The sequence below is a fragment of the Sphingomonas flavida genome, assembly GCF_036663655.1.
GTDB lineage: Bacteria > Pseudomonadota > Alphaproteobacteria > Sphingomonadales > Sphingomonadaceae > Sphingomonas.
Genome location: NZ_JAXOJH010000007.1, coordinates 1 through 23,550, shown reverse-complemented (window position 1 = coordinate 23,550; position 23,550 = coordinate 1). Strand labels below are relative to the sequence as shown.

The window sequence follows — 23,550 nt, the reverse complement described above, 5'->3', positions numbered from 1 at the left end:
CTGGAAGACCCGACGATCATGCTGCGCGATCCCTCCACCAAATACCGCCCCTTCCCCACCATCGCCCTGCCCGACCGGCAATGGCCGAACCGCACGATCACCAAGGCGCCGCGCTGGCTGTCGACCGATCTGCGTGACGGCAACCAGGCACTGATCGATCCGATGGACGCGGAGAAGAAGACGCGGATGTTCGACCTGCTCGTCAAGGTCGGACTGAAGGAGATCGAGGTCGGCTTCCCGAGCGCGGGCGCGACCGAGTTCGACTTCATCTCCGGCCTGATCCGCGAGGATCGCATCCCCGAGGACGTGACGATCCAGGTGCTGACCCAGTCGCGCCGCGACCTGATCGAGCGCAGCTTCGAAAGCCTGGAGGGCGCGCGCACCGCGATCGTCCATCTGTACAATGCGGTCAGCCCGGCGTGGCGCAAGATCGTGTTCGGCATGACGCGCGACGAGGTGCGGAAAATCGCGGTCGAGGGCGCCAAGATCCTGCGCGACGAAGCCGCCAAGCGCCCCGACACGCGGTGGCAGTTCGAATACAGCCCCGAGACCTTCTCGACTGCCGAGCTGGATTTCTCGGTCGAGGTATGTGCCGCCGTCATGGACGTGCTGAAGCCCACGCCCGAGCATCCGCTGATCCTGAACCTGCCCGCCACCGTCGAGTGCGCGACGCCCAACGTCTATGCCGACCAGATCGAATGGTTCGGCCGCAACATCCCGAACCGCGATTCGGTGGTCATATCGCTGCACACGCATAACGATCGCGGGACGGGCGTCGCCGCCGCCGAGCTGGGCGTGATGGCGGGTGCCGACCGGGTCGAGGGTTGCCTGCTGGGCAATGGCGAGCGCACCGGAAATTGCGACCTCGTGACGGTCGCGCTCAACCTGTACACCCAAGGCGTCGACCCCCGCCTCGACCTGTCGGACATCGACGAGGTGGTGAACACGGTGAATTATTGCACCAACCTGCCCGTGCATCCGCGCACCCCCTATGCGGGCGACCTGGTCTTCACCGCCTTTTCGGGCAGCCACCAGGACGCGATCAAGAAGGGCTTTGCCGCCCAGGGACAGCGCAACGACGATCTGTGGGAAGTGCCGTACCTCCCCATCGATCCCGCCGATCTGGGCCGCAGCTATGAAGCGGTGATCCGCGTCAATTCGCAATCGGGCAAGGGCGGCGTCGCCTGGGTGATCGAGCAGGATAAGGGGCTGAAACTGCCCAAGCGGCTCCAGGCCGATTTCAGCCGCCACGTCCAGGCGATGGCCGACGCGACCAGCCGCGAATTGAACGCCGCCGATATCTGGGGCGGGTTCGAAGCAACCTATCTGCCGCGCGACGACGACCGGTTCGTCCTGCGCGACTATGAGGAAAGCGGCACGGCGGGACAGCGGACCTTTATCGGCCGCGTGCTGGTGGCGGGCGAGGAACGTTCGATCTCTGGGCGCGGCAACGGCCTGATCTCCAGCGTGATCGCCGCGCTCGCCGACACGACCGGCCCGGCGCTGGAGGTGATCGACTATAACGAACATGCCATCGGTCACGGTGCCGATGCGCAGGCCGCCGCCTATGTCGAGGCGCGCACCGCCGACGGGCGAATCGTCTTCGGGGTCGGCCTCGATACCGACATCGCCACCGCCAGCGTCCGGGCGGTGCTATCCGCCGCCAATCGGGCCTGATGCGCGCGCACGCGACCTTTCCCGGCTAAGACGACGACGATGGCGGTGGTCGCTCCTCCTTCGTCGTCGGGCCGGTGGGCGTTCATCCCCGAACGCTATCGCGAGAAGCTGCGCGAGCGGGGCGCGTCGATCACCCTCACGGTGATCGCGCACCTGCTCCTCGCATGGCTGCTGTTCCACCTCGCGCCCAAGCTGATCGAGCCCGAGCGGTCCTCCGCGCTCAACACCTTCTCCGTGTCGCCGTCGGACAGGGAGGCCGGCGCACCGGTGCCCGAAACCCGCACCGTGACCCGCAAACCGGCGGCGGCGGGTGGGTCGAAGGCACCCGCGACGCAGAAACAGCCCGACACGCCCACGCCGCCGACCGAAAAACAGGCCGACACCTCCGCGCCGACGCCCTGGCAATGGGGCGACAAGTCGCTGTTCGAAGGCGGTAACATCGCCGCGATGCCCAAGGGTGAGGGCAAGGGTGTCGGGTCGAGCAATGGCGACGATCGTGGCGAGGACAGCGCCTCGGCCTATGGTCCGGGCGAAGGCCCTGGCGGCCAGAGGCTGTACAATGCCGAATGGTATCCGCACCGCCCGAGCAATGCCGAGTTGAACGGCTATCTCCGCGCCGCACCGCCGCCCGGCAGCTGGGCGCTGATCGCGTGCAAGACCATCCCCGACTACCGGGTCGAGAATTGCCGCATCCTGGGCGAGTCCCCGGTCGGACTGGGCCTGGGCCGCTCGATGCGCGAGGCCGCCTGGCAGTTCCGCGTCCGCGCGCCACGTATCGGCGGCAAGGTGATGGTCGGCGAATGGGTGCGCATCCGCATCGACTTCAACGGCCCCGGCGGGGGCGATTGAAGCAGATGATCCTCCCCGGCACGGGGAGGTGGCAGGCCGCTAGGCCTGACGGAGGGGGGCTTCCACGGCGTGCATCCTTTGCGGAGAGCCCCCTCCACCATGCTACGCATGGTCCCCCTCCCCGTGCCGGGGAGTATCGGCGCCACCCTCAATAGGTGAACTGCAACTGGGTCCGGATCAGGTCGCCGGTGGCGCGGCCGAAGCGGCGGGGATCCGCCTCCCGTCGTTCCATCCGGGCATAGGCCAGGGTGAGTTCCAGCGCGTCGACCAACTGGATTTCGGTGCCCAATTCCCACTCGTCGGTTTCCAGACGCGGCGCATCGACATTGGCTTTCCAGCCGCCGCGATAATGCTGCCAGCGGACATAGGGGATGGCGCGACCGATCGGGGTCTGGCCGACATTCGCCATCAGCTGGACATAGCCGCCGCCCAGACGGCTGGAGCGGACGAGCCCCAGCGCATTGTCATATTGCGGTCCCCAGCCGGTGGTCCATTCGGTCTGGATACCGAAAGGCTGCGGGTAGAGGATGGCATGGACGGCGACCCGATCATCGCGATAGTCGACGGTGCTGACCCCGCCGCTGCGCAGTTCGGGGCGAAAACGGTTGAACAGCGCGGAGCCGCCCACTTCCAGCACCTGCCCCCGGAACAGCGGCCCCAGCCCGTCGAGCGCGAAGGGCCAGCTGGCCATGGCGACCTTCATCAGATTGTCGGTCCGCTCGGTCCGGTTGGTCCCCTGCCCGTTATAGACGGCCAGCCCGAACGCACCGTAATTGCCGAACAGCTTCTGCTTGTTCTTGGTCAGCCGGTCCCAGATCGCCTGAACCGGCGCGGGGGTGTAATAGACGTTGATCCCGACGTCGCGCTCGCCCGGCACGCCGCTGTTGATCGCATCCGAGCGGTCAAGCGGCAGGCGGTTGGATGAGGATTGCAGATTCTCCCAGCCGAACGGCACCTTGGACTGGCCGAAGCGCAGGCGCAGGCGGCGTTCTGGGTCCAGGAACCAGTCGACATAGACATCGCGCAACTGGCCGAAATTCTCGCGCCGCTCGGTGCTCGACTGGTTGTTCACCGCCGCGCCGAAGTCATGTTGGAAATAGAGTTGCAGCCGATCGGTGATATCGCCCTGCAAAACCAGCCGGACGCGGCGCAGCAGGAAGCCGCCATCATCGTTGATCGAGGCGTCATGGACCGAGCGCAGCCGCGAACCATTGGGGCCCGGCGCATCCTCGCTGTCGAGCAGGGCGTTGTAGCGAAGCTGCGTATAACCGCGCAGGCGCAGCCGTTCGTACCAGGGCGAGCGGGCGGACGGCGGCTTGGGGGCGCTGGCCACCCGCTGCGGCTCCGGCGTCACCACCGGTGGCACCGCGGGCGCAGGCTGCACGGCGGCAACGACAGGCGGGGCGGCGGGCAGAACGGCGGGCGGCATCGGGGCAGACGTCAACCCAGCCTTCTGCGCGTCGGTCAGCGCCTTGATCTGCGCCTTCAACTCGTTGATCTGCTGCTGAAGCTCTTGCACGGTCTGTGCGACGGCAGGCGCAGGAACGACGCCGATCGCGAGCGCGACCGCCAGCCCGATAGGGCCGCGATGGAATAACGTCTTGGTCACGCTGAACGCCCTGCCCTGTTGGTCGCGGCGGCTTAGGGCAGCAGCAGGTCCTTTCGCAACAGTTTGATGACATTCCCGTTAAGATGAACGGCAGGCCCATCGGCCATGGTCAGCGGGTGCGTTCGATCTCGCAGCCGATCCGGGCGTCGGGATAGATATCGGTCTTGGTCGAGCGAACCTTGACCGCCGTCACGCGCGGGTCGGCCAGGCACAAGGCCGCCACCGCCTCGCACAGGCTTTCCTGCAGCGCGAAGCCCGGCCCGCGCGCCATCGCCAATATGCCCTCGCGCAGGAAGTCATAGTCGAGGACCTCCTCGATCCGGTCGGCATTGGGTGCGGCCGGATAGGTGACGGTCATCGCCACCGACAGGCTGACCGGCTGGGGCGCGACCTCATGCGGATAGATGCCCAGATGCATCGCCACCGTCATCTCGTCGAGCAGGATCTTGTAGGTTGCGGTCACGCCCGTCCTTCGAACATCACATCGCCGTCGCGGCGGCAGAAGCGCTGGCCGCAATCGACATACAGCGTCTGGCCGCGAAGCCCCTTGGCCGTCAGCAGGAAGGATACGGCCTCCGCCACCGCCGCCGCACCGATGGCGCAGCCTAGCAGGTTCTTTATCGCCGCCTCGGCAAATTCCGCATCGCTCTGGTCGCCGCTCTGCAGCGTCAGGCCGGGCGCCACCGCATTGACCGCGATGCGCGGGCCCAGCGCCTGCGCCAGCATCGTGTTGGCCCCCGCCAACGCGAATTTGGCGCAGCTATAGGCGAAGAAATCGGGGTTCGGATTGGCCAGCTTCTGGTCGAGGATATCGACCACCGCGCCGTCCTGCACATCGTCCTGCCGCGCCAGCGCCGACGCCAGCAGGGCCGGCGCGGCAGCGTTGATCGCATAGAGCCTGGCCATCAGGGCGGCGTCCGTTTCCGGTGGCCGGTCGAAGACAAAGGCCGAGGCGCTGTTGACCAGCCCGTCGATCGGCCCGCCCGCCGCCACGCGCGCGCGGGCGAACAGCGCGTCGATGCCGTCCAGCTCGGCCAGATTGCCCTGCACCATCGGCGCGTCCAGTTCCGCCGCCAGCGCCACCGCCTCTTCGCACGAGCCGTTATAGTGGATCACCGGCCGATGCCCGTCCGCCGCCAGCCGCCGGGCGATATGCGCGCCCAGCCGCTTGGCCGCTCCGGTGATCAGGACGGTGCGGCGCGTCATCCGCGCTGGCCCATCAGCGCCAGCACTTCCTTGCGGCTGCGATCGTCGTCGCGGAACGTGCCCATCATGCGGCTCGTCACCATCGAAACGCCCGGCGTGCGCACCCCGCGAGAGGTCATGCAGCCATGCGTCGCCTCGATCACCACCGCGACGCCCAGCGGCTTGAGGTTTTCCCAGATGCAGTCGGCGACCTCGGCGGTCAGCCGCTCCTGCACCTGCAACCGGCGGGCAAAGCCATGCAGCACGCGCGCCAGCTTGGAGATACCGACGACATGATTGCGCGGCAGATAGGCGATATGCGCGACGCCGATGATCGGGGCCATGTGGTGTTCGCAATGCGACTGGAAGGGAATGTCCTTCAGCAGCACGATCTCGTCATAGCCGCCAACCTCCTCGAACACCCGCGACAGGTGGACGGCCGGATCGTCGGCATAGCCCGCGCAATATTCAGCCCAGGCGCGTGCGACGCGCTTGGGCGTATCGACCAGCCCCTCGCGCGTGGGATCGTCCCCGGCCCAGGCGATCAGCGTGCGGATCGCGTCCGCGACATGGTCCGGGACAGCGATCTTGCCGTCTTCGCCGATCAGATCGCCATCGTCCGGGTCGCCGTGCGCGCAACTCATATATTGTCCTTCACGTCAAAGTCGGTGCGTTAGCGGATCGATGGCGAGGGTGCAAAATCTGGGTCTTGGCCCAGCCCTCCGTTCAGCCAGAAGATAGTTTGCCCCGAATTCCTCCCCTTACAGGGAAGGAACATGCGCTGATCCTACTTGATCCGCTCATAGCAGGGCCTGCGACTTCGCCAGGACTGAACAGGGATTAGCTTACCGCCGCAGCCGCTCCGCCGCCCAGGCCACATGGTCGGCCATGAAGGTCGAGATGAAGTGGTAGCTATGGTCGTACCCCGGCTGCATCCGCAGCGTCAGGGCGATCCCCGCCTGCTCGCACGCCTCGGCCAGCAATTCGGGGCGGAGTTGCTCGGTCAGGAACTGGTCGGCATCGCCCTGGTCGACCAGCAGGTCGGGCACCCGCGCGCCGTCCTCGATCAGCGCGACCGCATCCGCCTGTCGCCACGCCGCCCGGTCCGGGCCCAGATAACCGCCCAGCGCCTTCTCACCCCAGGGCACCTGGGACGGTGCGACGATGGGGGCAAAGGCCGACACGCTGCGGAAGCGGTCGGGATTGCGCAGGCCGATGGTCAGCGCGCCGTGGCCGCCCATCGAATGACCGGTGATCGCTTGCGCGCCCATGTCGGCGGCCGGGGAATGCTCGGCGATCAGCGCGGGCAGTTCCTGTTCGATATAGGTCCGCATCTGGAAATGCTTCGCCCAGGGTTCCTGCGTGGCATCGACATAGAAGCCCGCGCCCTGCCCCATGTCATAGGCGTCGTCATTGGCGACACCTTCCCCGCGCGGCGAGGTGTCGGGGGCGATGAAGATCACCCGGTGCTCGGCGCATGGGCCCCGATACTCGCCCTTGTCAGTGACATTGGCATGGGTGCAGGTCAGCCCCGACAGATACCAGAGCACGGGCAGCTTCTCCCCCGCCTCATGCTCCGGCACGAAGACCGAGAAGGTCATGCGCGTGCCGGTTGCCGCGCTGTCATGCGCGTACACGCCCTGGATGCCACCAAAGGCCTTGGAGGTCGAAATCGTCTCGATCGTCATCGGAACACCACCGTCCGGTTGTCATTGAGGAACACTCGCCGCTCACCCACCCAGGCGACCGCGCGGGCCAGCACCTGCGCCTCGATATCGCGGCCGATGCGGATCAGGTCGTCGACGCTGGCGCGGTGATCGACACGCTCGACCGCCTGCTCGATGATCGGCCCCTCGTCCAGGTCGGCGGTCACGAAATGCGCCGTCGCACCGATCAGCTTCACGCCGCGCGCATGGGCGCGGTGATAGGGCTGCGCGCCCTTGAAGCCGGGCAGGAAGCTGTGATGGATGTTGATGCACCGCCCCGGAAGCGCCGCGACCAGCCGCTCGCCCAGCACCTGCATGTAACGGGCGAGCACCAGATAATCGGCGCGGGTGCTCTCCATCAACGCCAGCATCGCCGCTTCCTGTTCGGCACGATTGCTGTTGTCGACCGGCAGGTGATGCCAGGGCAGGCCATGCCATTCGACGAGCGGGCGAAGGCTGTCATGGTTGGAGACGACGCCGACGATCTCGACCGGCAGCGTGTTGGTTCGCCAGCGATGGAGCAGGTCGTTCAGGCAGTGCGACCCCTTCGACACCGCGATCAGCATCCGCGGCCGCTCGGCGGCGGGGGCGACATGCCAGTCGAAGCCGAACCGCGTGGCGGGCTCGGCCAGCGCAGCCCTCACCCCCTCGACCGAGGTGGGGAAGCGCGCCCCCTGTCCGGTGAAGACGATGCGCAGGAAGAAGCGCCCCGTCTCCAGATCGGCATATTGCTGGCTGTCGAGGATGAAGCCGTCGATCCCCGCCAGCGCGCCCGACACCGCCGCGACGATGCCGACCCGGTCCTGGCAGGCCAGCGTCAGGATATAGTCGTTGCTCACGCTTTCGGCGGACGACAGCCGAGGCAAAGCTTGTTGCCGTCGGGATCGCGCAGATAGCCGAGATAGGCCGGTCCCATCGGCGTCTGACGCTCGCCCACGGGGGCTTCGATCGCCGTACCGCCATGCGCGACACCCGCCGCATGTGCGGCGTCGAGCTGCGCCGGATCGGCCGCGCCCAGCCCGATGGTGCCGCCATTGGCGAAAGTCGCCGCCTGCCCGTCGATCGGCCGGGTCACCATGAAGGCCGCGCCGTTGTGACGGTAAAGAAGCCGCTCCCCGGCCTGCATGCCCGGCTCGCCGCCCAGCGCGGTAAACAGCGCGTCGTAGAATGCCTTGGACCGTGCGATGTCGTTCGATCCGACCATGACATGCGTATACATCAGTTCGCCTCCACCAGATGCCGCGCGCACAGCTTGTTGCCGGTCGGATCACGCAGATAGGCCAGATAGACCTTGCCCACCGGCGGATGGCGATAGCCCGGCGGGTCCTCGATCGCGGTGCCGCCATGCGCCAGGCCCGCGCTATGCCAGGCATCGGCCTGTTCGGGCGAGTCCACCGCGAAGCCCAGCGTCCCGCCATTGGCATGGGTCGCGGGCTCGCCGTTGAGCGGCCGGGTGATCAGGAAGCGCGAACCCTTGTGGCTGTAGACCAGCCGCCCGAGCGGATCGACCACGCCCTCCGGCGCACCGATCACGCCCAGGATCGCGTCATAGAAACGCTTGGCCTGCGCGATGTCGTCCGCGCCGATGACGATATGGCTGAACATCAGAAGATCACCACGCTGCGGATGCTCTCGCCCGCATGCATCAGGTCGAAGCCCTTGTTGATCTCCTCCAGGGTCAGCCGGTGGGTGATCATCGGGTCGATCTCGATCTTGCCGTTCATATACCAGTCGACGATCTTGGGCGTGTCGGTCCGCCCGCGCGCGCCGCCGAACGCCGTGCCGCGCCAGTTGCGCCCTGTCACCAGCTGGAACGGCCGCGTGCTGATCTCCTTGCCCGCCTCGGCAACGCCGATGATGATCGAGGTGCCCCAGCCGCGATGGCAGGATTCCAACGCGGTGCGCATCACCTCGGTATTGCCGGTCGCGTCGAAGCTGTAGTCCGCGCCGCCATCGGTCAGCTCGAGGATCTTGGCGATCGTCTCCTCGCGGCTCAGCCCCTTGGAGTTGAGGAAATGGGTCATGCCGAAGCGACGGCCCCATTCCTCGCGCGCCGGGTTGATGTCGACACCGATGATCCGACCCGCGCCCGCCAGCTTGGCGCCCTGGATGACGTTCAGGCCGATGCCGCCCAGACCGAAGACGACGATATTCTCGCCCGGCTGCACCTTGGCGGTGTTGACCACCGCGCCGACGCCCGTCGTCACGCCGCAGCCGATATAGCAGCTGGTGTCGAACGGCGCGTCCTCACGAATCTTCGCCACCGCGATCTCGGGCAGGACGGTGAAGTTCGAGAAGGTCGAGCAGCCCATATAATGAAAGATCGGCTGCCCCTTGTAGCTGAAGCGGGTCGTGCCGTCGGGCATCAGGCCCTTGCCCTGGGTTGCGCGGATCGCGGTGCACAGGTTCGTCTTGCCCGACAGGCACGACTTACACTGGCGGCATTCCGGCGTGTAGAGCGGGATGACATGATCGCCCGGCACCACGCTGGTCACGCCCGCGCCCACCTCGCGCACGATGCCGCAACCCTCATGGCCGAGCACGCTGGGGAAGATGCCTTCGCTGTCCAGCCCGTCCAGGGTATAGGCGTCGGTATGGCAGATGCCGGTCGCCATGATCTCGACCAGGACCTCACCGGCCTTGGGCCCCTCCAGATCGAGTTCGACGATTTCGAGCGGCTTCTTCGCCTCGAAGGCGACGGCGGCGCGGGTCTTCATGGTTCCTGTCTCCTTGGATGGCGGCCCTGATGCCCCGTGGCGCGCGCCGGTGCAACCAACGAAAGCCCTGGAGGATTGGTACCGACCACCAGTCAGGAGAGTGACGATGACCGAGTTCAAGAAGGGCGATCATGTCGAGTGGAACAGCCATGGCGGCACCGCCGAAGGCAAGGTCGTCAAGAAGCAGACCAGCGACACCCAGATCAAGGGCCATACCGTCCGCGCATCCAAGGACGAGCCGCAATACATAGTAGAGAGTGACAACGGCGGAAAGGCGGCGCACAAGGCGGACGCGCTGAAGAAGGCGTGATTCACGCGCGACCCACCGGCACGGTCGGGGCGCAGAAGGATTAAGGGAAGGAATATCATGGCCACCGCAACCACGGGCACCGGCATCCACGCACCGGTCCAGCCCTCCGAGGAACTGGGCGCGATCGTTGGCAACGAGAAGCTGCCGCGCAGCCAGGTCATCAGCAAGGTGTGGGATTACATCAAGGCCAACAACCTGCAGAACCCCGAGAACAAGCGGGAGATCCTGGCCGACGACAAGCTGAAGAAGGTGTTCGGCAAGGACAAGTGCACGATGTTTGAGATGAACAAGTACATCTCGGCGCACCTGAAGAAGTAACCGTCACCTGCGCCCTGGCCACCATGCCGGGGCGTCGTCTCCGTCCGTGCGCGACTATCGCAGGTCCAGGACCAGCGGCTTGCGTGCGGACGGTGTCGCGGTGGCTCTGGGTGCCCGTGCCGCAGACGGCACAGCACCGCTACGCCCCGCAGCGACCGGACCGGCCGACGGTGTCGGCGTAGCCACCGGAGCGGCATCGCCCGCCACCCGTCCCGCCTCAATCTGGTTCAATCGCTGCTCGACCAGTTGCGCATCCAGCATCTTGCGATCCGCCTGCATCAGGGCGACCTGCGCCTCCAGCGCCGCCAGACGCTGCTCCAGCATCTTGACCCGCACCTGATCCTCGGTCTGCGCGACCATGTCCTTGGCGACCTTTTCCTGCCGTGCGCGCTCCTGCGCGTCCGCGTCGGCGACGCGTGCGTCGGTGTTGCCGCGCTGGTCACAGGCGGTCAATGTCAGGGTAAGGATCAGCAGGATAGCGGCACGGCGCATGGGCGGTCTCTGTTCGAAGCATTCCTCCCTTGCAAGGGAAGGGGCACCGCCGCGAAGCGGTGGTGGAGGGGTGTAACCGACAGCGATGGATCACGCCATCGGCCGTGGCACCCCTCCGTCAGGCCTTCGGCCTGCCACCTCCCCTTGCAGGGGAGGAATTACTGGTCGCGCAGCTTCACCCAGGTCGGGGCATGGTCACTGGCCTTTTCCCGCCCGCGATAGTTCTTGTCGACGCCCGCATCGACCAGCCGGTCGGCGGCCTGCGGACTGAGCAGCAGATGGTCGATGCGGAACCCCGCATCGCGCTGCCACGATCCGGCCTGATAGTCCCAGAAGGTCCACACCCCGCCCTTGGGCGCGCGGGTGCGCAGCGAGTCCGTCCACCCCTGCGCCAGCAACCGGCGATAGGCCTCACGGCTCTCCGGCTGCATCAGCGCATCGCTTGCCATCACGGGAACCGAAAAGGTGTCGTCGTCATTCGGGATGACGTTGTAATCCCCCGCCAGCACGGCGGGCACTTCCTCGGCCAGCAATTCGCGCGCACGCTTGGCCAGCCGCTCCATCCAGCGCAGCTTATAGTCGAATTTCGGCCCCGGCTGCGGATTGCCGTTGGGGAGATAGAGCGAGGCGACGACTAGGCCGTTCACCTCGCATTCGAGGTAGCGGCTATGCTCGTCCTCGTCCTCTCCCGCCAGGCCGCGTTGCCGCTCGACCGGCTGGGCACCGCGCGCGAGGACCGCGACGCCGTTCCAGCTCTTCTGGCCATGCCAGACCGCACCGTAACCAGCGGCCTCGATATCCTTGATCGGGAACGTTTCATCGCTGGCCTTCAACTCCTGAAGGCAGACGATGTCGGCATCCGCCTCGGCCAGATATTCGAGCAGGCGGGGGCCACGGGCCTTGATCCCGTTGACGTTGTAGGTGGTGATCTTCACGTCAGACCGAGAAGCTGGTGCCGCAGCCACAGCCCGAGGCCGCGTTGGGGTTCTTTACCTGAAAAGCCGCGCCGCCGAGGGACTCGACATAATCGACCTGCGCACCCCGGACCAAATCCAGGCTGATGCTGTCGACGACCAGCGTGACGCCGTCCGTCAGCGCGACCGCATCGTCCTGGGCCGGGGCGTCGGCCAGGCCGAATTTATACTGGAAGCCCGAACAGCCGCCGCCTTCGACCGACAGGCGCAGGATGGCGGGCTTGTTCTGCCGCTCGGCGATCGTCGCGACGCGAGCCGCGGCAGCCGGGGTCAGCGCGATTTCGGAAATGCTGGTGGCCATGGAGTTCAGATAGGCGCGGGGGGCGGTAGGGGCAATCCCACTAAATCCTCCCCGGCTCGGGGAGGTGGCAGACCGAAGTTCCGACGGAGGAGACTTCCCCAGGCGACGCCTCTGGCCGCGATTCCCCTCCACCGCTCTGCGAGCGGTCCCCCTCCCCGTGCCGGGGAGGATCGAAATTCAGTCCTGCGCCGCCGGGCCGTCGGTCGACACGGGGATCTGGTGGATCGCATGATCCTGCGAGGCGGTCAGATAATCGCCCGTCGTCAGGAAAGGCACGGGATTGACGGCGTGGCCGTCCATGCGGACTTCGTAATGAAGGTGCGAGCCGGTCGAACGGCCGGTCGAACCCATCAGCGCGATCAGCTGGCCACGCGTCACCCGGGCGCCATCGGCGACGAGGATCTTGGAGAGATGGCCGTAACGGGTCGCGATGCCCTTGCCATGGTTGACCTCGACCAGGTTACCATAGCCCCCCTGCCAGCCCGCATGGTCGACGATGCCGTCGGCGGTGGCATAGATGGGGGTGCCGATCGGACCCGGAATATCGACCCCGGCGTGCATCGCGGCGGTGCCGCGGAACGGATCGGACCGGATGCCGAAATTGCTGGTGAACTGAAGCTTTTCGACCGGATGGACCGACGGGATCGCGATCACGCCATTCTGGCGGGCGTCCATCTTCTTCCAGCTTTGGAACAGGGTGCGAAACTGCTGGTCGGTGCGAAGGTCGGCCGAGGCCTCGGCGCTGTTGGCGGGAATGAACTCACCGCCGACCGAGGCGGGGGCCCGGCTCGACGCCTTGGGCGCGGCGGGTGCCGAGGCGGCGAAGGCTGCGGGCGTGATCAGGCCGATGACGGCGGCGGTGGCAACAACGGATCGGACGCGCGAAGCAATCGATTTACCGGATAGTGCAAGCTGCTTCATCGAACCCCGACATGCTCTCGCCGAGCGATCCCACAGTCGGGATTGCCGGCTTCGTCCATCCAATCCTGTTTCGCAGCCCCACCGCGTTACAGACGGTCAGCTTGTGCCTTTACGGGTTCCATGTCCGCAAGGGGTTCATAGAAATCGCGCGTCAAACCGGCTGACTCGCGCGCCGAAACGTTGAACGGTGGCTTAACGACGCCCCGGAAGTGCCGCCGGACCAGCATCTGCCAGTGCTGCGCGGGTTCGATTTCGTGACCGGCGGCGAGATAACCGAACCATTTCGCGCCAAATCCGACATGCCGGATTTCGTCGGTATAGATGCGCTGGAGGATGCGGGCCGAGGGTTCGTCGCCCCCGGCGCGGACCCGCGCCACCGTCTCGGGCGTGACGTCGAGCCCCCTTGCCTCCAGCACCATCGGCACCACGGCCAGCCTCGCCATGGCATCATGCGCGGTCGCCTCCGCCGATTCCCACAGACCGGCATGGGCGGGCAACGCGCCATAGCCCGAGCCCAGCGTGCGCAACCGGCGATCGAGCACCGCGAAATGCATCGCCTCGTCCGCGCCCACCGAGATCCAGTCGTCGACAAAGGCGCGAGGGAATTGCGCACCGAACCGCCCCGCCGCGTCGAAGGCCAGGTCGATCGCCGAGAACTCGATATGCGCCAGTGCATGGAGCAGCGCGATCCGCCCCTTTTCGGATCCGCCGCGCCCACGCTTGGGCATCCGGTTGGGTGGCAGCAGCTCGGGGCGATCGGGTCGCCCCGGCGCGTCGGGCATGGCGACATCGAATTCATGCGCCAGCGCTCCCCGACGCCAGCCACGCGCCACCGCCCGCGCGGCCCGCACCTTGGTCCGCGGATCGCTTTCGCGCAGCACCGCCGCGCAGGCTTGGGCGATCGTCGTCAAAGCGCGCGCACCGCCTCCAGCACGGCCTGGGCATGGCCCGGCACCTTCACCTTCCGCCAGCTCTGCGCCAGCGTGCCGTCGCGACCGAACAGGAAGGTCGCGCGCTCGATGCCCATATAGGTCTTGCCGTAGAGCTTCTTTTCACCCCAGACGCCGAACGCCTCGCATGCCGTGCCGTCCTCATCGCTGACCAGTTCGACCGCCAGCGCATGCTTCTCGGCGAACTTGCGGTGCTTGGCGGGGCTGTCCTTCGAGATGCCGATCACCCGTACGCCCGCCTGCTCGAAATCCCCGGCCAATGCGGTGAAGTCCTGCGCCTCGCGCGTGCAGCCGCTGGTGTCGTCCTTGGGATAGAAATAGACGACCAGCGGCCCGGTCAGGTCGCCCAGCGCCAGCGGCGCGTCGTTCGCGGCCGTGACCGTCACCGCCGGGATCGCATCACCCTGTTGCATCTTCATCTCCCCATCACGCTTGGGACCATATCCGGCCCACCTCCTGACGCGTCGCCGCCAGCGTGGCAACCACCGCCGCCCAGTCGGGCAGGCCCATGGCGCGCACGATCAGCGGGCGGGTCAGCTCGGACGGCTCCTGCCCATCGGGCACCAGCAGGCGGAAGGCGACCAGCGCGCGGGTCAGCACGTCATGCGCCTGCGCCATCGACGGCGGCATCAGCCCAGCCGCGACCAGCCCCGCGATCGCCTGGCCCAGATCGGGATCGAACCCGGTCCGGTGGATCAGCTGCGCCCGGTGCACCGCAAACTCCAGGTCGACCAGGCCACCGGGCAGCAGCTTGATGTCGAGCGGCCCCTGTGGCGGCTTGTGCCGCGCCATTTCGGCACGCATCTCACCGGCCTCCGCCGCCACGTCGCGAGGTGGCCGGTTGCCGTTCAGTACATCGGCGATGATCGCGGCCACCTCTGCCCGCGCCGCGTCCGATCCGTAGATCGGGCGGGCGCGGGTCAAAGCCATATGCTCCCAGGTCCAGGCATTCTCGCGCTGATATCGCGCAAAACTCTCGACCGACACGACCAGCGGCCCCTGCGTGCCCGAGGGCCGCAGCCGCGTATCGACCGGATAGAGCGGTCCGGCCTGGGTCGGCACCGACAGCGCCGCCGTCACCCGCTGCGCCAGCCGGTTGTAATAAAGCGTCGCGCCTAGCGGCTTTGGCCCGTCCGACTCCCCCGCGAAGTCGCCGGTAAACAGATAGACGAGGTCGAGGTCGGAGGCATGGGTCAGCGCCGCCCCCCCCATCCGCCCCAACGCCAGGATGACCAGCTCACTGCCCGGCACCCGGCCATGCGCCGTGGTGAATTCATCCACCGTCGCCTGCGCCAGCACCGCCACCGCCGCCTCCGCCACGCGGGCATAGCCGCCCGCCACCTCCAGCGGGTCGGCGCGCCCCGCAACGATCTGCGCGCCCAGGGCGAAGCGAAGCTCACCCACCACGCGGCGGACATGGTCCAGCCGGTCCTGATAATCCTGCCCGCTCTCACCCCCGCGCATGTCGCGTTCGAGGAATGGGACCGCAGGCAGGGGCTCAAAGGCCGAGGCATCGATCAGCCCGTCGAGCAGCGCCGGCCGTCGCGCCAGTTCAGCCGCCAGCGGCGCGGCATGGCTGAGGATCGCGACGGTCAGGCTGGCCAGGCCCGGCCGCGCCTCCAGCAGGCGGAAGATGTTGATCGCGCTCGTCATCCGCTCGAACAGCGAATCGAGCTTCAGGATCGCGGCATCGGAGTCGGGTGCCTCACCCAGCGCCTCCACCAGGGTGGGCAGCACCGCGTCCAGCGCCTCGCGCGCCGCCGGGCTGCGCAGCGCGGCATAATCGCCACCACGCCACGCCGCGATCCGCCGGGTCGCCGCCTCGACATCCTTGAGGCCCGCCGCCGCCAGCCGTTCGTTCAACAGCACCGGATCATGTGGCAGGCGCGGTCGCTCATCGGCATCCAGCGCATCATAGATCGCCCCGACCCGCGCCGTGACCGGCGCCAGCAACCCGACAAGCGCCTGCCCATCGGCCAGGCCGTGCAACCGGGCGACGCGTGTCGTCCCCTCGCCCGTTGGCAGTTGGTGGGTCTGGCGATCGTCGATCATCTGCACCCGGTGCTCGATCGTCCGCAGCAGGACATAGGCATCGGACAGCGCCACCGCATCGATCGCGTCGATCCGCCCCGCCTCCGCCAGCCGGGCCAGCGCATCGCGGGTGGCGGGCGCGCGCAGGGCGGGATCGCGGCCGCCATGGATCAGCTGATGGATCTGCGCAAAGAACTCGATCTCGCGAATGCCGCCCCGTCCGCGCTTCAGGTCATAGCCCGGCCCCATCGCCTGGCCCTGTGCATGATGGTCGCGGATGCGGCGGGTCAGGTCGCGAATCTCGCCGACCGCGCCGAAATCGAGCGCGCGGCGCCAGACGAACGGGCGGATCGCGTCGAGGAAACGCTGGCCCAGCGCGGTATCACCCGCCGCCGCCCGCGAGCGAATGAAGGCCGCCCGCTCCCAAGTCAGCGCCTGGCTTTCATAATAGGCGATCGCCCCCTCGACGGGAATTGCGATCGGTGTCGCCTCGGGCGAGGGGCGCAGGCGCAGGTCGACACGCAGCACATAACCGTCGCCGTCGCGCGCCTGGAGCAGTTCGGCCACCCGTTTGCCGATCCGCACCGCCGCATCCTCCGGCTCCTCGCGTGGGCGCCGCGGCAACGTCATGGGATCGAAGATCAGGATGGGGTCGATATCGGACGAATAATTGAGTTCACGGCTGCCTTGCTTGCCCAGCGCGATGGCGGCGAAGCCGACCGGCTCTGCCCCTGGCGTACGCTCCTCGATCGCGGCGCGGATCGCTTCGTCGAGCGCGCGGTCGGCGAAGTCGGTCAGCCGGTGGGTCACGCCCGTCAGGTCGTACAACCCCGCCAGATCGCCGAGTGCCACCGTCAGCGCCAGCGCGCGCCGCTCGCGACGCAGGCGCGTACCGACCGGCACATCATCCGCCACGCCCCGGAGCGCGAGCAGCTCACCCGCCTGCGCCGCCGCCGCAATCTCCGGCTCCCGGTCGAGCAGCATCGCCAGGAAGGACGAATGCCGACGCGCGCGATCGACCGCGTCGGGCAATAGGGAACGGGACAGGGTGTTCATGCCACGGCTTCTACCCCGTCCGCGCCGTCGAAAGAAACGCTTTCCAGCAGGTCAACAAAAAGCAATTCAGAGGATTTGCAACTTGTCAAGACGTGATTGGTTATGTTGGCATGACGAGCACCGAATCCGAGACCAGCGACATCCGCTTCGTCCGCGCACCCCAGCGCACGGACGATATCGGCTGCGCGCTCCGCTCGGCCTATTCGCGGCCGACGCGGCTCCCGGACATCTGGGTGCGCCTGCTGGCGCGACTGGACCAGCGGTGCAAGCGGACTTGAACGGCTATAGCCTCTTACCCGGCGGGCACTGGCCGTATATCTTGTCCATGCCTGCCAGATAGTCTGGCATGGGCTTGAGCCCTACCTTTGCGCGCAGCCGGTCAACCGCCTTATCATTTTCCAAGGGCTGCGGTACACGCTTGCCATTGTCGCACATAGCCTGTGTTGCATAACGCTGCTTGCCAGTAATCTTCAGCATCACCCGGTCATAGAGATAGGCATAATTCGTCTTGGATACCTCGCCGCTGGGACCAAGAGGTTCCATTGCGCGCAGCACCGTGAGTTGGAACGCCGGGTCGGCATCGGCGTGCTGTACCAGTAACCAGGCTTCGTCCGCCGCGTCGTCACCGACCTCTGATCGCTTGGGCCACCCCTGCGCCTTGACGATCCGCTTGAGCCATTCGGTATTGGCGCGATCTTCGAGCATTCCTGCCGCCATAATCCGCGACAGTACGATCGCTTTGACCGGCTCGGGAACAACGGGCGCCGCCACCGTGCCATCAGCCCCCCAGGCACCGCCATAACGCAGCATCTGCTCTCCCATCGGGCGGGCCATCAAAAGATCATGAAGTTTGGCCGTTCTGGAGGCGCTGATCGTCTTGGCGGACTCCACCGCCATCAGATACATGTCCGCAATCGGTGCAGCCGTCGCGAGAGATTGCTGGAAGGCAGCAAAACTCGGCCAAAGCGATGTATCGAGCCCGGCCGAAACCTAGGAATCAATGACGCCACCAACCGGTACGCCCTTTAGCTGGGGATCGTCGATGCCCATGGTCCGAAGCTCGGCACGCGTGTCATTCAAGGCCGCCATATAGGAAGCCATCATCCAATCCCGGACCTGCTTGTCCTGCGCCTTCTCCTCCGGCGTTGCATCGGGGAAGCGCCCCTTCATCCATCTGTAATCGCCGGGATCGAAGCGATCGCCGTGGATATACGGTTTCAGCACATCCGGGACCGGCGGCGTGGCCGCTGTCAGTAGAAAAGCGGAAAAGATCAGGGCCATTACGCGCATGATCAGATCGGACAGGATCACCCCCATGACTGTCAAGCGGATCGCCCAAACAGAAAATGGCCGCCCCGATCAACACCGGGGCGGCCACTTGTTAAAAGCTGAGAAGAAAAGCGCTTACCGCCCGCCGCTCAGCTGATCGACATCACCCATGATCGTATCGAGCGCGGTCTTGCTGCTGTCCGTTTCATGCAGACGACGCGAGGGAAGCGAGCCTTCGGTCAGGATCGTCTCCAGCGCAACGCGACCGCGCGCCACGCGGCTCTTAATCGTGCCGACCGCGACGTTGCAGATCTCGGCCGCTTCCTCATAGGCAAAGCCACCCGCGCCGACGAGGATCAGCGCCTCGCGCTGCGGCTGAGGCAGGTGCATCAACGCGCGCTGCATATCGCCCAGTTCGACATGGCGGTCCTGGCTGGCCGGGGCAGCCAGGATGCGGTCGGCAACCAGGTCATCCCACTCGCCCTTGAAGCGCGCACGGCGCATCTGCGACAGATAGAGGTTGCGCAGGATGATGAAGGTCCAGGCGCGCATGTTGGTGCCTGCTTGGAACCGCTGCCGCGCGGCCCATGCCTTGAGCAGCGTTTCCTGCACGAGGTCGTCGGCGAGGTCACGGCTGCCCGACAGCGAGCGGCCAAAGGCGCGAAGATGGGGGATGACCCGCGCCAGCTCCGCCTTGAATTCGGAATCTGGCAGCGCGACGTGTTCGACGGGCGCTTCGACCGCGTCGTCCTCAATATCGTCCCGCGTCAGTGGCTGCGTCATGAAAATCCGATCATCGGAAACGGCCGAAGCATCGACCGTTTCAAAATATAAGGTGGCCGGGACAGAATTGCCAGCCATACCGGGACCATATTCGGCCGGACTCGTATCAGCGCAACACCAGGAAGGCGAAGATCACGATCACGAGCACCAACGATATGGGCAGGACATACCGCGTGACATGCGGCGTGGAGCCTGCCCTGGCATCCTCTTTGGCGACATGAATGGGTTCATTGGGATCAGCCATGTCTACCTCAACGCCTCTCAACCGTTTTGGGTCCGTAACCGATTGCTTTATGCCCGCCCCGGCCCTGCCGATTACTCGGCGGGAACCGTGCTCTGGTCGAAGAACAGCGCCTGGCTGATCGCCGCCTTTACGGTCGAACGCTGGAAGGGCTTGGTGATCAGGAAGGTCGGCTCCGGACGCTCGCCGGTCAACAGGCGCTCGGGGAAGGCGGTGATGAAGATCACCGGCACCTCGAACTCGGCCAAGATGTCCTTGACCGCATCGATGCCCGAGCTGTCGTCGGCGAGTTGGATATCCGCCAGCACCAGGCCGGGACGATCCTCCATGGCCAGCGCCACGGCCTCGTCACGGGTCACGGCGACGCCGGTGACTTCGTGACCCAGGTCGCGCACGATCGTCTCGATATCCATCGCGATGATCGGCTCGTCCTCGATGATGAGCACGCGGGCACGGGTCTGGTTCTCGATCTCGGCCAGCGCCTCGGAGACGAGATTCTCGACCTCGCTCGGCTCGACGTCGATCAGATAGGCCGCGTCCTCGGGCGTGAAGCCCTCCATCGCGGTGAGCAGGAGCGCCTGCCGCGACAGCGGGGTCATCCGGGCAAGGCGGGCGCGCGCCACGCCTTCGTTACCGTCCGCATCGGTGCCGTCATTGTCCAGTTCGTCATAATTGGCCGACGACCAGATGCCCTGGAACATGCGGTACAGGCCAAGACGGGGATCGACGTCCCGCGGAAACTGGTCCGGGGCCGCGACAATCGCCTCCAGCGTGGCGCGGACATATTTGTCGCCGTGCATCTGGCTGCCGGTCAGGGCCCGGCCATAGCGCCGCAGGAAGGGAAGATGGGGCGCAAGCTGCTGTCCAAGCGACATGGGTAATGATCACTCCCTGAGGTATTGGCGAGGACCCGATGTGCTGGTCCACGCTCGTGTTTTCAATGCCGTTCCGCGAAATCACCGCCCGCCATGCCGCGAACGGCAGGGCACTCGGATTTTTCGTATCGTATCGGGAACCAACCAGATCGAATTTGGTTTCATCGCCACATCAACTATGGCTTTGGGCGTCACGCCGACCGGCGGTGCCACGGCTGCCAATGCGTCGGTTGCCCCGCTAGTGGGTCGTGCAGGGGGATATTTTGAGTTTGGGCAACAAGACGAAGAAGACGCCGTCCGCCGCTCTCCAAAAGGGTGGCGAGAAAGATGCGGGCTCGGCGCTTCGCCAAGCCTATCAGAAGACGGTGGACGAAAAGATCCCCAACGAGATGCTTGATCTTCTCAGCAAGCTGGGCTGACGTCCGGCCACATGGCCAGCATTCCACCCACTGACGTCGAGGCGCCCGAGCGCCTCCGTCCCGCCCCGCCCCGCCTGGCGACGGGCGCCAAACTCGTGCTTGTCCTCGGCAGCACCTTGCTCATCCTTGCCGCGATCGCCGTCTTCGCCACGCTTCAGACGACGCGCCTGGCCGACAGCGAGGCCAGCGGCCGACTGCGGATCGCCGCGAACGAAGATGCCCGGGCGATTGCCGCCGAATTGATGGGTGACATGACCGCGCTGCGCGTCGCGGTGCGCGCGATGGGCAAGGACCCGCTGGACATGGCGAGCTGCGCACGGGCGCAGGGCGTCTTCGCGCAGCAGTCGCTGACCGGCGCGCGTTTCCTGATCACCGATCGCAACGGCCGGACGCTGTGCGGCGATCCGCTGCCCGCCGCGCTGCCGACCCCGGTCGACGGATCGCCGTTCAGCGCGGACGTCCTGCCGGGCAAGGGACTGGTCCTGGCGGCGTCCAGCCAGGACGGTCGCGCCCAGGCCCGCGCCTTCTTTCCCCTCCCCTTTCTCCAGTCGCTGATCGACCAGAGCAGCACCGCGATGCCGGTCGAATCGGCGCTGGAACTGGATGGTGAGTTGTTGCCCATCCATCAGCGGCCGAAATCCTCGACGCTGGAGCGCATGAAGTCGATGCGCACCGAACTCGGCATCGCCGGGCTGGTCCTGCGCACCTCGGCACCCAGCGCGCCGATCACCTCGTCGCTAATCGTCGCACTCGCTCTGCCGCTGCTGATGTGGCTGGCCGCCGTCGTGCTGGGCTGGTTCATCGTCGACCGGCTGCTGATCCGTCCGCTGCGGCGACTGCGCGCCATCGTCGCCACCTATCAGCCAGGCGAGGTGCTCGACATCTCGCAGGTCGAGGCGGCACCCGCGCAGGAAATTCGCGACCTGGCCGACACGTTCGAGGCGATCACCCGCACCGTCGCCACCCATGAGGCCGGTCTGGCCGAAGGGCTTGTCCGCCAGACCAAGCTGACCCGTGAAGTCCATCACCGGGTCAAGAACAACCTGCAGGTCATCTCCAGCCTGATCAATTTCCATGCACGCGGCGCGACAAGCCCCGAGGCCATGGCGGCCTATTCGTCGATCCAGCGGCGCGTCGATGCGCTGGCGGTCGTGCATCGCCATCACTTTGCCGAACTGGAGGAAAATCGCGGGCTCAACCTGCGCACCATGATCGGCGAACTGGCCGCCAATATCCGCGCCACCGCGCCAGAAAATGCGTCCGGCATCGGCATCTCGCTCGATGTGGCGCCGCTGCTGGTCAACCAGGATGTCGCGGTCGCGGTCGCCTTCCTGGTGACCGAGACGATCGAGCTGGCGATGAACTGCGACTCCGCTGCGCAGATTCGCGTGGCGATCAAGCCGGCCGAGCAGGAAAACCGCGCCCTGGTGCGTGTGGTGTCGCGCGCGCTGGTGGAAACCGACGAACTGCGTAGCCTGATCGGTAAGCGTTATGGGCGCGTGATGGAAGGCCTGGCGCGTCAACTGCGCGCGCCGCTGCACCACGATCCGCTGACCGGCGCCTATGAGATCGCCGTGCCGATCGTCGGCCGCGACTGATCCTAAAAAAAGATTCGCGATTGCAGGGAAAGCCGGGAACCCCTGCCTTGGCAGCGTGTTCTGATCTTCGGATAGCGAACTTATGCCCCCCCGCTCTCGCTGTCCAAGCCATAGGCCTGGAAGCGTCCACCCTCCCCCCCCCCCGGTGACGCTTCCAGGCCTTAATCTTTTTCTCCAGTCGCGCGCGAAGCTACGTCAGTCCGTAACAGGACCGGAACGAATGTCTTGCTGACGCATTGGGCGATCAACGATTTCGTAGAGGAGACAAAGAATGCGTAAGCTGATGGGTCTGGCGATCGTTGCCGGTGCACTTCTGGTCAGCGCCTGCAACACCGTCGAAGGCGTGGGCCGCGACGTGAGTTCGGCAGGCAACACCGTCGCCAAGACGGCGAACGACGCGAAGTAAGCCTTTCACCCGGCTGAACTGCAAAGGGCTCCGACGGATTTCGTCGGGGCCCTTTTCCGTTTGGGGCGGGGTGGGCGTGTAGCCTTTGGCTTCGGTTGGGGTGAACGGGTCTTGGGGTACAATGTCGTTTCCACTCGTGAGCGAGGCGGCGCAATTCCAGTTTGATCCCCTGATTTGAGATATCGTCCAGCGAATCCGGCGGGGGCCGAGGTCTGGTCGGGAAGGCTTATTGACGAAGCGCACTGGACCATTGCGCCCGTGCCCCCAACTAAGGCCTATCGACATTCCATTTATTCCTCCCCTGCAAGGGGAGGGGGACCAGCGAAGCTGGTGGAGGGGTGTCGCTGGTGGCGAGTGATCCCCAAACTCTCCAACCGGTACACCCCTCCGTCAGGGCTGCGCCCTGCCACCTCCCCTTCCAGGGGAGGAATGAAATGAACGTCGATCAGGCCTAGGCCTTCGCAGGAGTTTAGGCTGGATTTGACTGCGATGACGTCAGCTTGATCTACCCCTCCCTTTGTGGGTGGGACGCTCCCACAAACGCCAAGCCGGGGGCGATGCCCCACCCCAACCCCTCCCCTGAAGGGGAGGGGCCTTTTTCGCATCCACCTCTTGTCATCGCGTTCCAACTTTGGGGTTGGGCGCAACAGCGCTTTGACCGTCGCTCGATAGGTCGGCTAGAGCGGTTTTCAGCCGAATTGAATCATCGGGGCTTCACATGACGGCCGTTTTCTGATTCACGATCCGTGCTGGGGAAGGAGGCTGGCGCGAATGGGTCGAGCTTTATCACGTGATCTGCGGGACCGTGTCGTTGCGGCTGTTGAGGGTGGGCTATCGTGCCGACAGGCCGCCGAACGGTTCGG

General features: G+C 66.1%; 29 protein-coding genes. 8 read left to right on the top strand and 21 right to left on the bottom strand.

The features are described from left to right. The first annotated feature begins 18 nt into the window (after window positions 1-18). Both leuA and U1703_RS09560 read left to right on the top strand, forming a co-directional pair. On the top strand, window positions 19-1,677 hold the full coding sequence (gene leuA, locus U1703_RS09565) for a 2-isopropylmalate synthase (RefSeq protein ID WP_320452352.1): 1,659 nt from the start codon (window positions 19-21) through the stop codon (window positions 1,675-1,677). Window positions 1,678-1,716: 39 nt separating this feature from the next. Continuing rightward, window positions 1,717-2,526 carry a hypothetical protein gene (locus U1703_RS09560; RefSeq protein WP_332785504.1) on the top strand — a complete coding sequence of 270 codons (810 nt, stop codon included), beginning with the start codon at window positions 1,717-1,719 and terminating at the stop codon, window positions 2,524-2,526. A gap of 148 nt (window positions 2,527-2,674) precedes the next feature. On the opposite strand, the gene U1703_RS09555 is transcribed toward U1703_RS09560, so the two are convergent. The 9 genes from U1703_RS09555 to U1703_RS09515 form a co-directional block, all read right to left on the bottom strand. Then, window positions 2,675-4,135, bottom strand: a complete 1,461-nt coding sequence (locus tag U1703_RS09555) for a porin (protein ID WP_332785503.1) — start codon at window positions 4,133-4,135, stop codon at window positions 2,675-2,677. Between the two features lie 109 nt (window positions 4,136-4,244). Further along, window positions 4,245-4,598, bottom strand: a complete 354-nt coding sequence (locus tag U1703_RS09550) for a dihydroneopterin aldolase (protein WP_320451955.1) — start codon at window positions 4,596-4,598, stop codon at window positions 4,245-4,247. Continuing rightward, the gene (locus U1703_RS09545) at window positions 4,595-5,341 is read right to left on the bottom strand and encodes an SDR family NAD(P)-dependent oxidoreductase (protein WP_332785502.1); all 747 of its coding nucleotides are present in this window, start codon (window positions 5,339-5,341) and stop codon (window positions 4,595-4,597) included. The genes U1703_RS09550 and U1703_RS09545 overlap by 4 nt, the downstream gene beginning before the upstream one ends. Continuing rightward, window positions 5,338-5,964, bottom strand: coding sequence for a GTP cyclohydrolase I FolE (folE, locus tag U1703_RS09540; RefSeq protein WP_332785501.1), 627 nt, complete (start codon window positions 5,962-5,964; stop codon window positions 5,338-5,340). The genes U1703_RS09545 and folE overlap by 4 nt, the downstream gene beginning before the upstream one ends. 201 nt (window positions 5,965-6,165) lie before the next feature. Then, window positions 6,166-7,008 (bottom strand): S-formylglutathione hydrolase, encoded by an 843-nt coding sequence (gene fghA / locus U1703_RS09535; RefSeq protein WP_332785500.1) that lies wholly within the window; start codon window positions 7,006-7,008, stop codon window positions 6,166-6,168. Continuing rightward, window positions 7,005-7,865 (bottom strand): formyltetrahydrofolate deformylase, encoded by an 861-nt coding sequence (gene purU, locus U1703_RS09530; RefSeq protein ID WP_332785499.1) that lies wholly within the window; start codon window positions 7,863-7,865, stop codon window positions 7,005-7,007. Before purU ends, fghA begins: the two co-directional genes overlap by 4 nt. Further along, window positions 7,862-8,245, bottom strand: a complete 384-nt coding sequence (locus U1703_RS09525; protein WP_332785498.1) for a VOC family protein — start codon at window positions 8,243-8,245, stop codon at window positions 7,862-7,864. The genes purU and U1703_RS09525 overlap by 4 nt, the downstream gene beginning before the upstream one ends. Next, a complete protein-coding gene (locus U1703_RS09520; protein WP_332785497.1) occupies window positions 8,245-8,631 on the bottom strand; it encodes a VOC family protein in 387 nt (128 codons plus the stop codon). Before U1703_RS09520 ends, U1703_RS09525 begins: the two co-directional genes overlap by 1 nt. Next, window positions 8,631-9,743 carry an S-(hydroxymethyl)glutathione dehydrogenase/class III alcohol dehydrogenase gene (locus U1703_RS09515; RefSeq protein ID WP_320451948.1) on the bottom strand — a complete coding sequence of 371 codons (1,113 nt, stop codon included), beginning with the start codon at window positions 9,741-9,743 and terminating at the stop codon, window positions 8,631-8,633. The genes U1703_RS09520 and U1703_RS09515 overlap by 1 nt, the downstream gene beginning before the upstream one ends. 106 nt (window positions 9,744-9,849) lie before the next feature. Between U1703_RS09515 and U1703_RS09510 the strand changes: the two genes are divergently transcribed. Then, a complete protein-coding gene (locus tag U1703_RS09510) occupies window positions 9,850-10,053 on the top strand; it encodes a hypervirulence associated TUDOR domain-containing protein (RefSeq protein WP_183952827.1) in 204 nt (67 codons plus the stop codon). Window positions 10,054-10,110: 57 nt separating this feature from the next. Further along, window positions 10,111-10,371: an SWIB/MDM2 domain-containing protein gene (locus U1703_RS09505; protein ID WP_320451947.1), complete on the top strand. Its 261-nt coding sequence runs from the start codon at window positions 10,111-10,113 to the stop codon at window positions 10,369-10,371. 54 nt (window positions 10,372-10,425) lie between these two features. Here U1703_RS09505 and U1703_RS09500 read toward each other — a convergent pair whose 3' ends face one another. The 7 genes from U1703_RS09500 to U1703_RS09470 all read right to left on the bottom strand — a co-directional run bounded on the left by U1703_RS09500 (window position 10,426) and on the right by U1703_RS09470 (window position 17,096). Next, window positions 10,426-10,863 carry a hypothetical protein gene (locus tag U1703_RS09500; protein WP_332785496.1) on the bottom strand — a complete coding sequence of 146 codons (438 nt, stop codon included), beginning with the start codon at window positions 10,861-10,863 and terminating at the stop codon, window positions 10,426-10,428. Between the two features lie 158 nt (window positions 10,864-11,021). Continuing rightward, window positions 11,022-11,798 (bottom strand): exodeoxyribonuclease III, encoded by a 777-nt coding sequence (gene xth, locus U1703_RS09495; RefSeq protein ID WP_332785495.1) that lies wholly within the window; start codon window positions 11,796-11,798, stop codon window positions 11,022-11,024. A gap of 1 nt (window position 11,799) precedes the next feature. Continuing rightward, the gene (erpA, locus tag U1703_RS09490; RefSeq protein WP_320451944.1) at window positions 11,800-12,138 is read right to left on the bottom strand and encodes an iron-sulfur cluster insertion protein ErpA; all 339 of its coding nucleotides are present in this window, start codon (window positions 12,136-12,138) and stop codon (window positions 11,800-11,802) included. A gap of 177 nt (window positions 12,139-12,315) precedes the next feature. Further along, on the bottom strand, window positions 12,316-13,059 hold the full coding sequence (locus U1703_RS09485; protein WP_443025786.1) for a M23 family metallopeptidase: 744 nt from the start codon (window positions 13,057-13,059) through the stop codon (window positions 12,316-12,318). 86 nt (window positions 13,060-13,145) lie between these two features. After that, window positions 13,146-13,970 (bottom strand): ferritin-like domain-containing protein, encoded by an 825-nt coding sequence (locus U1703_RS09480; RefSeq protein WP_332785494.1) that lies wholly within the window; start codon window positions 13,968-13,970, stop codon window positions 13,146-13,148. Beyond that, complete coding sequence (locus U1703_RS09475) at window positions 13,967-14,422, bottom strand: peroxiredoxin (protein WP_332785493.1); 456 nt, start codon at window positions 14,420-14,422, stop codon at window positions 13,967-13,969. The genes U1703_RS09480 and U1703_RS09475 overlap by 4 nt, the downstream gene beginning before the upstream one ends. Window positions 14,423-14,435: 13 nt before the next feature. After that, window positions 14,436-17,096, bottom strand: coding sequence for a bifunctional [glutamine synthetase] adenylyltransferase/[glutamine synthetase]-adenylyl-L-tyrosine phosphorylase (locus tag U1703_RS09470; protein WP_332785492.1), 2,661 nt, complete (start codon window positions 17,094-17,096; stop codon window positions 14,436-14,438). 110 nt (window positions 17,097-17,206) lie between these two features. On the opposite strand from U1703_RS09470, the gene U1703_RS09465 reads away from it, so the two are divergent. Next, entirely contained in the window at window positions 17,207-17,374 is a 168-nt protein-coding gene (locus U1703_RS09465; protein ID WP_320451941.1) for a hypothetical protein, read from the top strand. Window positions 17,375-17,378: 4 nt separating this feature from the next. Here U1703_RS09465 and U1703_RS09460 read toward each other — a convergent pair whose 3' ends face one another. The 5 genes from U1703_RS09460 to U1703_RS09440 form a co-directional block, all read right to left on the bottom strand. Beyond that, window positions 17,379-18,002: a DUF6624 domain-containing protein gene (locus U1703_RS09460; RefSeq protein WP_332785491.1), complete on the bottom strand. Its 624-nt coding sequence runs from the start codon at window positions 18,000-18,002 to the stop codon at window positions 17,379-17,381. Window positions 18,003-18,086: 84 nt separating this feature from the next. Beyond that, window positions 18,087-18,413, bottom strand: coding sequence for a hypothetical protein (locus tag U1703_RS09455; RefSeq protein WP_332785490.1), 327 nt, complete (start codon window positions 18,411-18,413; stop codon window positions 18,087-18,089). An 87-nt stretch (window positions 18,414-18,500) separates the two neighbouring features. Then, window positions 18,501-19,148: a sigma-70 family RNA polymerase sigma factor gene (locus U1703_RS09450; RefSeq protein WP_320451939.1), complete on the bottom strand. Its 648-nt coding sequence runs from the start codon at window positions 19,146-19,148 to the stop codon at window positions 18,501-18,503. A gap of 106 nt (window positions 19,149-19,254) precedes the next feature. Further along, window positions 19,255-19,392, bottom strand: coding sequence for a hypothetical protein (locus U1703_RS09445; RefSeq protein WP_253556788.1), 138 nt, complete (start codon window positions 19,390-19,392; stop codon window positions 19,255-19,257). A 71-nt stretch (window positions 19,393-19,463) separates the two neighbouring features. Next, complete coding sequence (locus tag U1703_RS09440) at window positions 19,464-20,264, bottom strand: response regulator (protein ID WP_320451937.1); 801 nt, start codon at window positions 20,262-20,264, stop codon at window positions 19,464-19,466. Between the two features lie 248 nt (window positions 20,265-20,512). Here U1703_RS09440 and U1703_RS09435 point away from each other — a divergent pair, with 248 nt between their 5' ends. The 3 genes from U1703_RS09435 (at window position 20,513) to U1703_RS09425 (ending at window position 22,687) form a co-directional block, all read left to right on the top strand. Further along, the gene (locus U1703_RS09435) at window positions 20,513-20,683 is read left to right on the top strand and encodes a NepR family anti-sigma factor (RefSeq protein ID WP_332785489.1); all 171 of its coding nucleotides are present in this window, start codon (window positions 20,513-20,515) and stop codon (window positions 20,681-20,683) included. Between the two features lie 11 nt (window positions 20,684-20,694). Beyond that, a complete protein-coding gene (locus U1703_RS09430) occupies window positions 20,695-22,281 on the top strand; it encodes a sensor histidine kinase (protein ID WP_332785488.1) in 1,587 nt (528 codons plus the stop codon). A gap of 271 nt (window positions 22,282-22,552) precedes the next feature. Then, entirely contained in the window at window positions 22,553-22,687 is a 135-nt protein-coding gene (locus U1703_RS09425) for an entericidin A/B family lipoprotein (protein ID WP_056434194.1), read from the top strand. Window positions 22,688-23,550 lie beyond the last annotated feature (863 nt).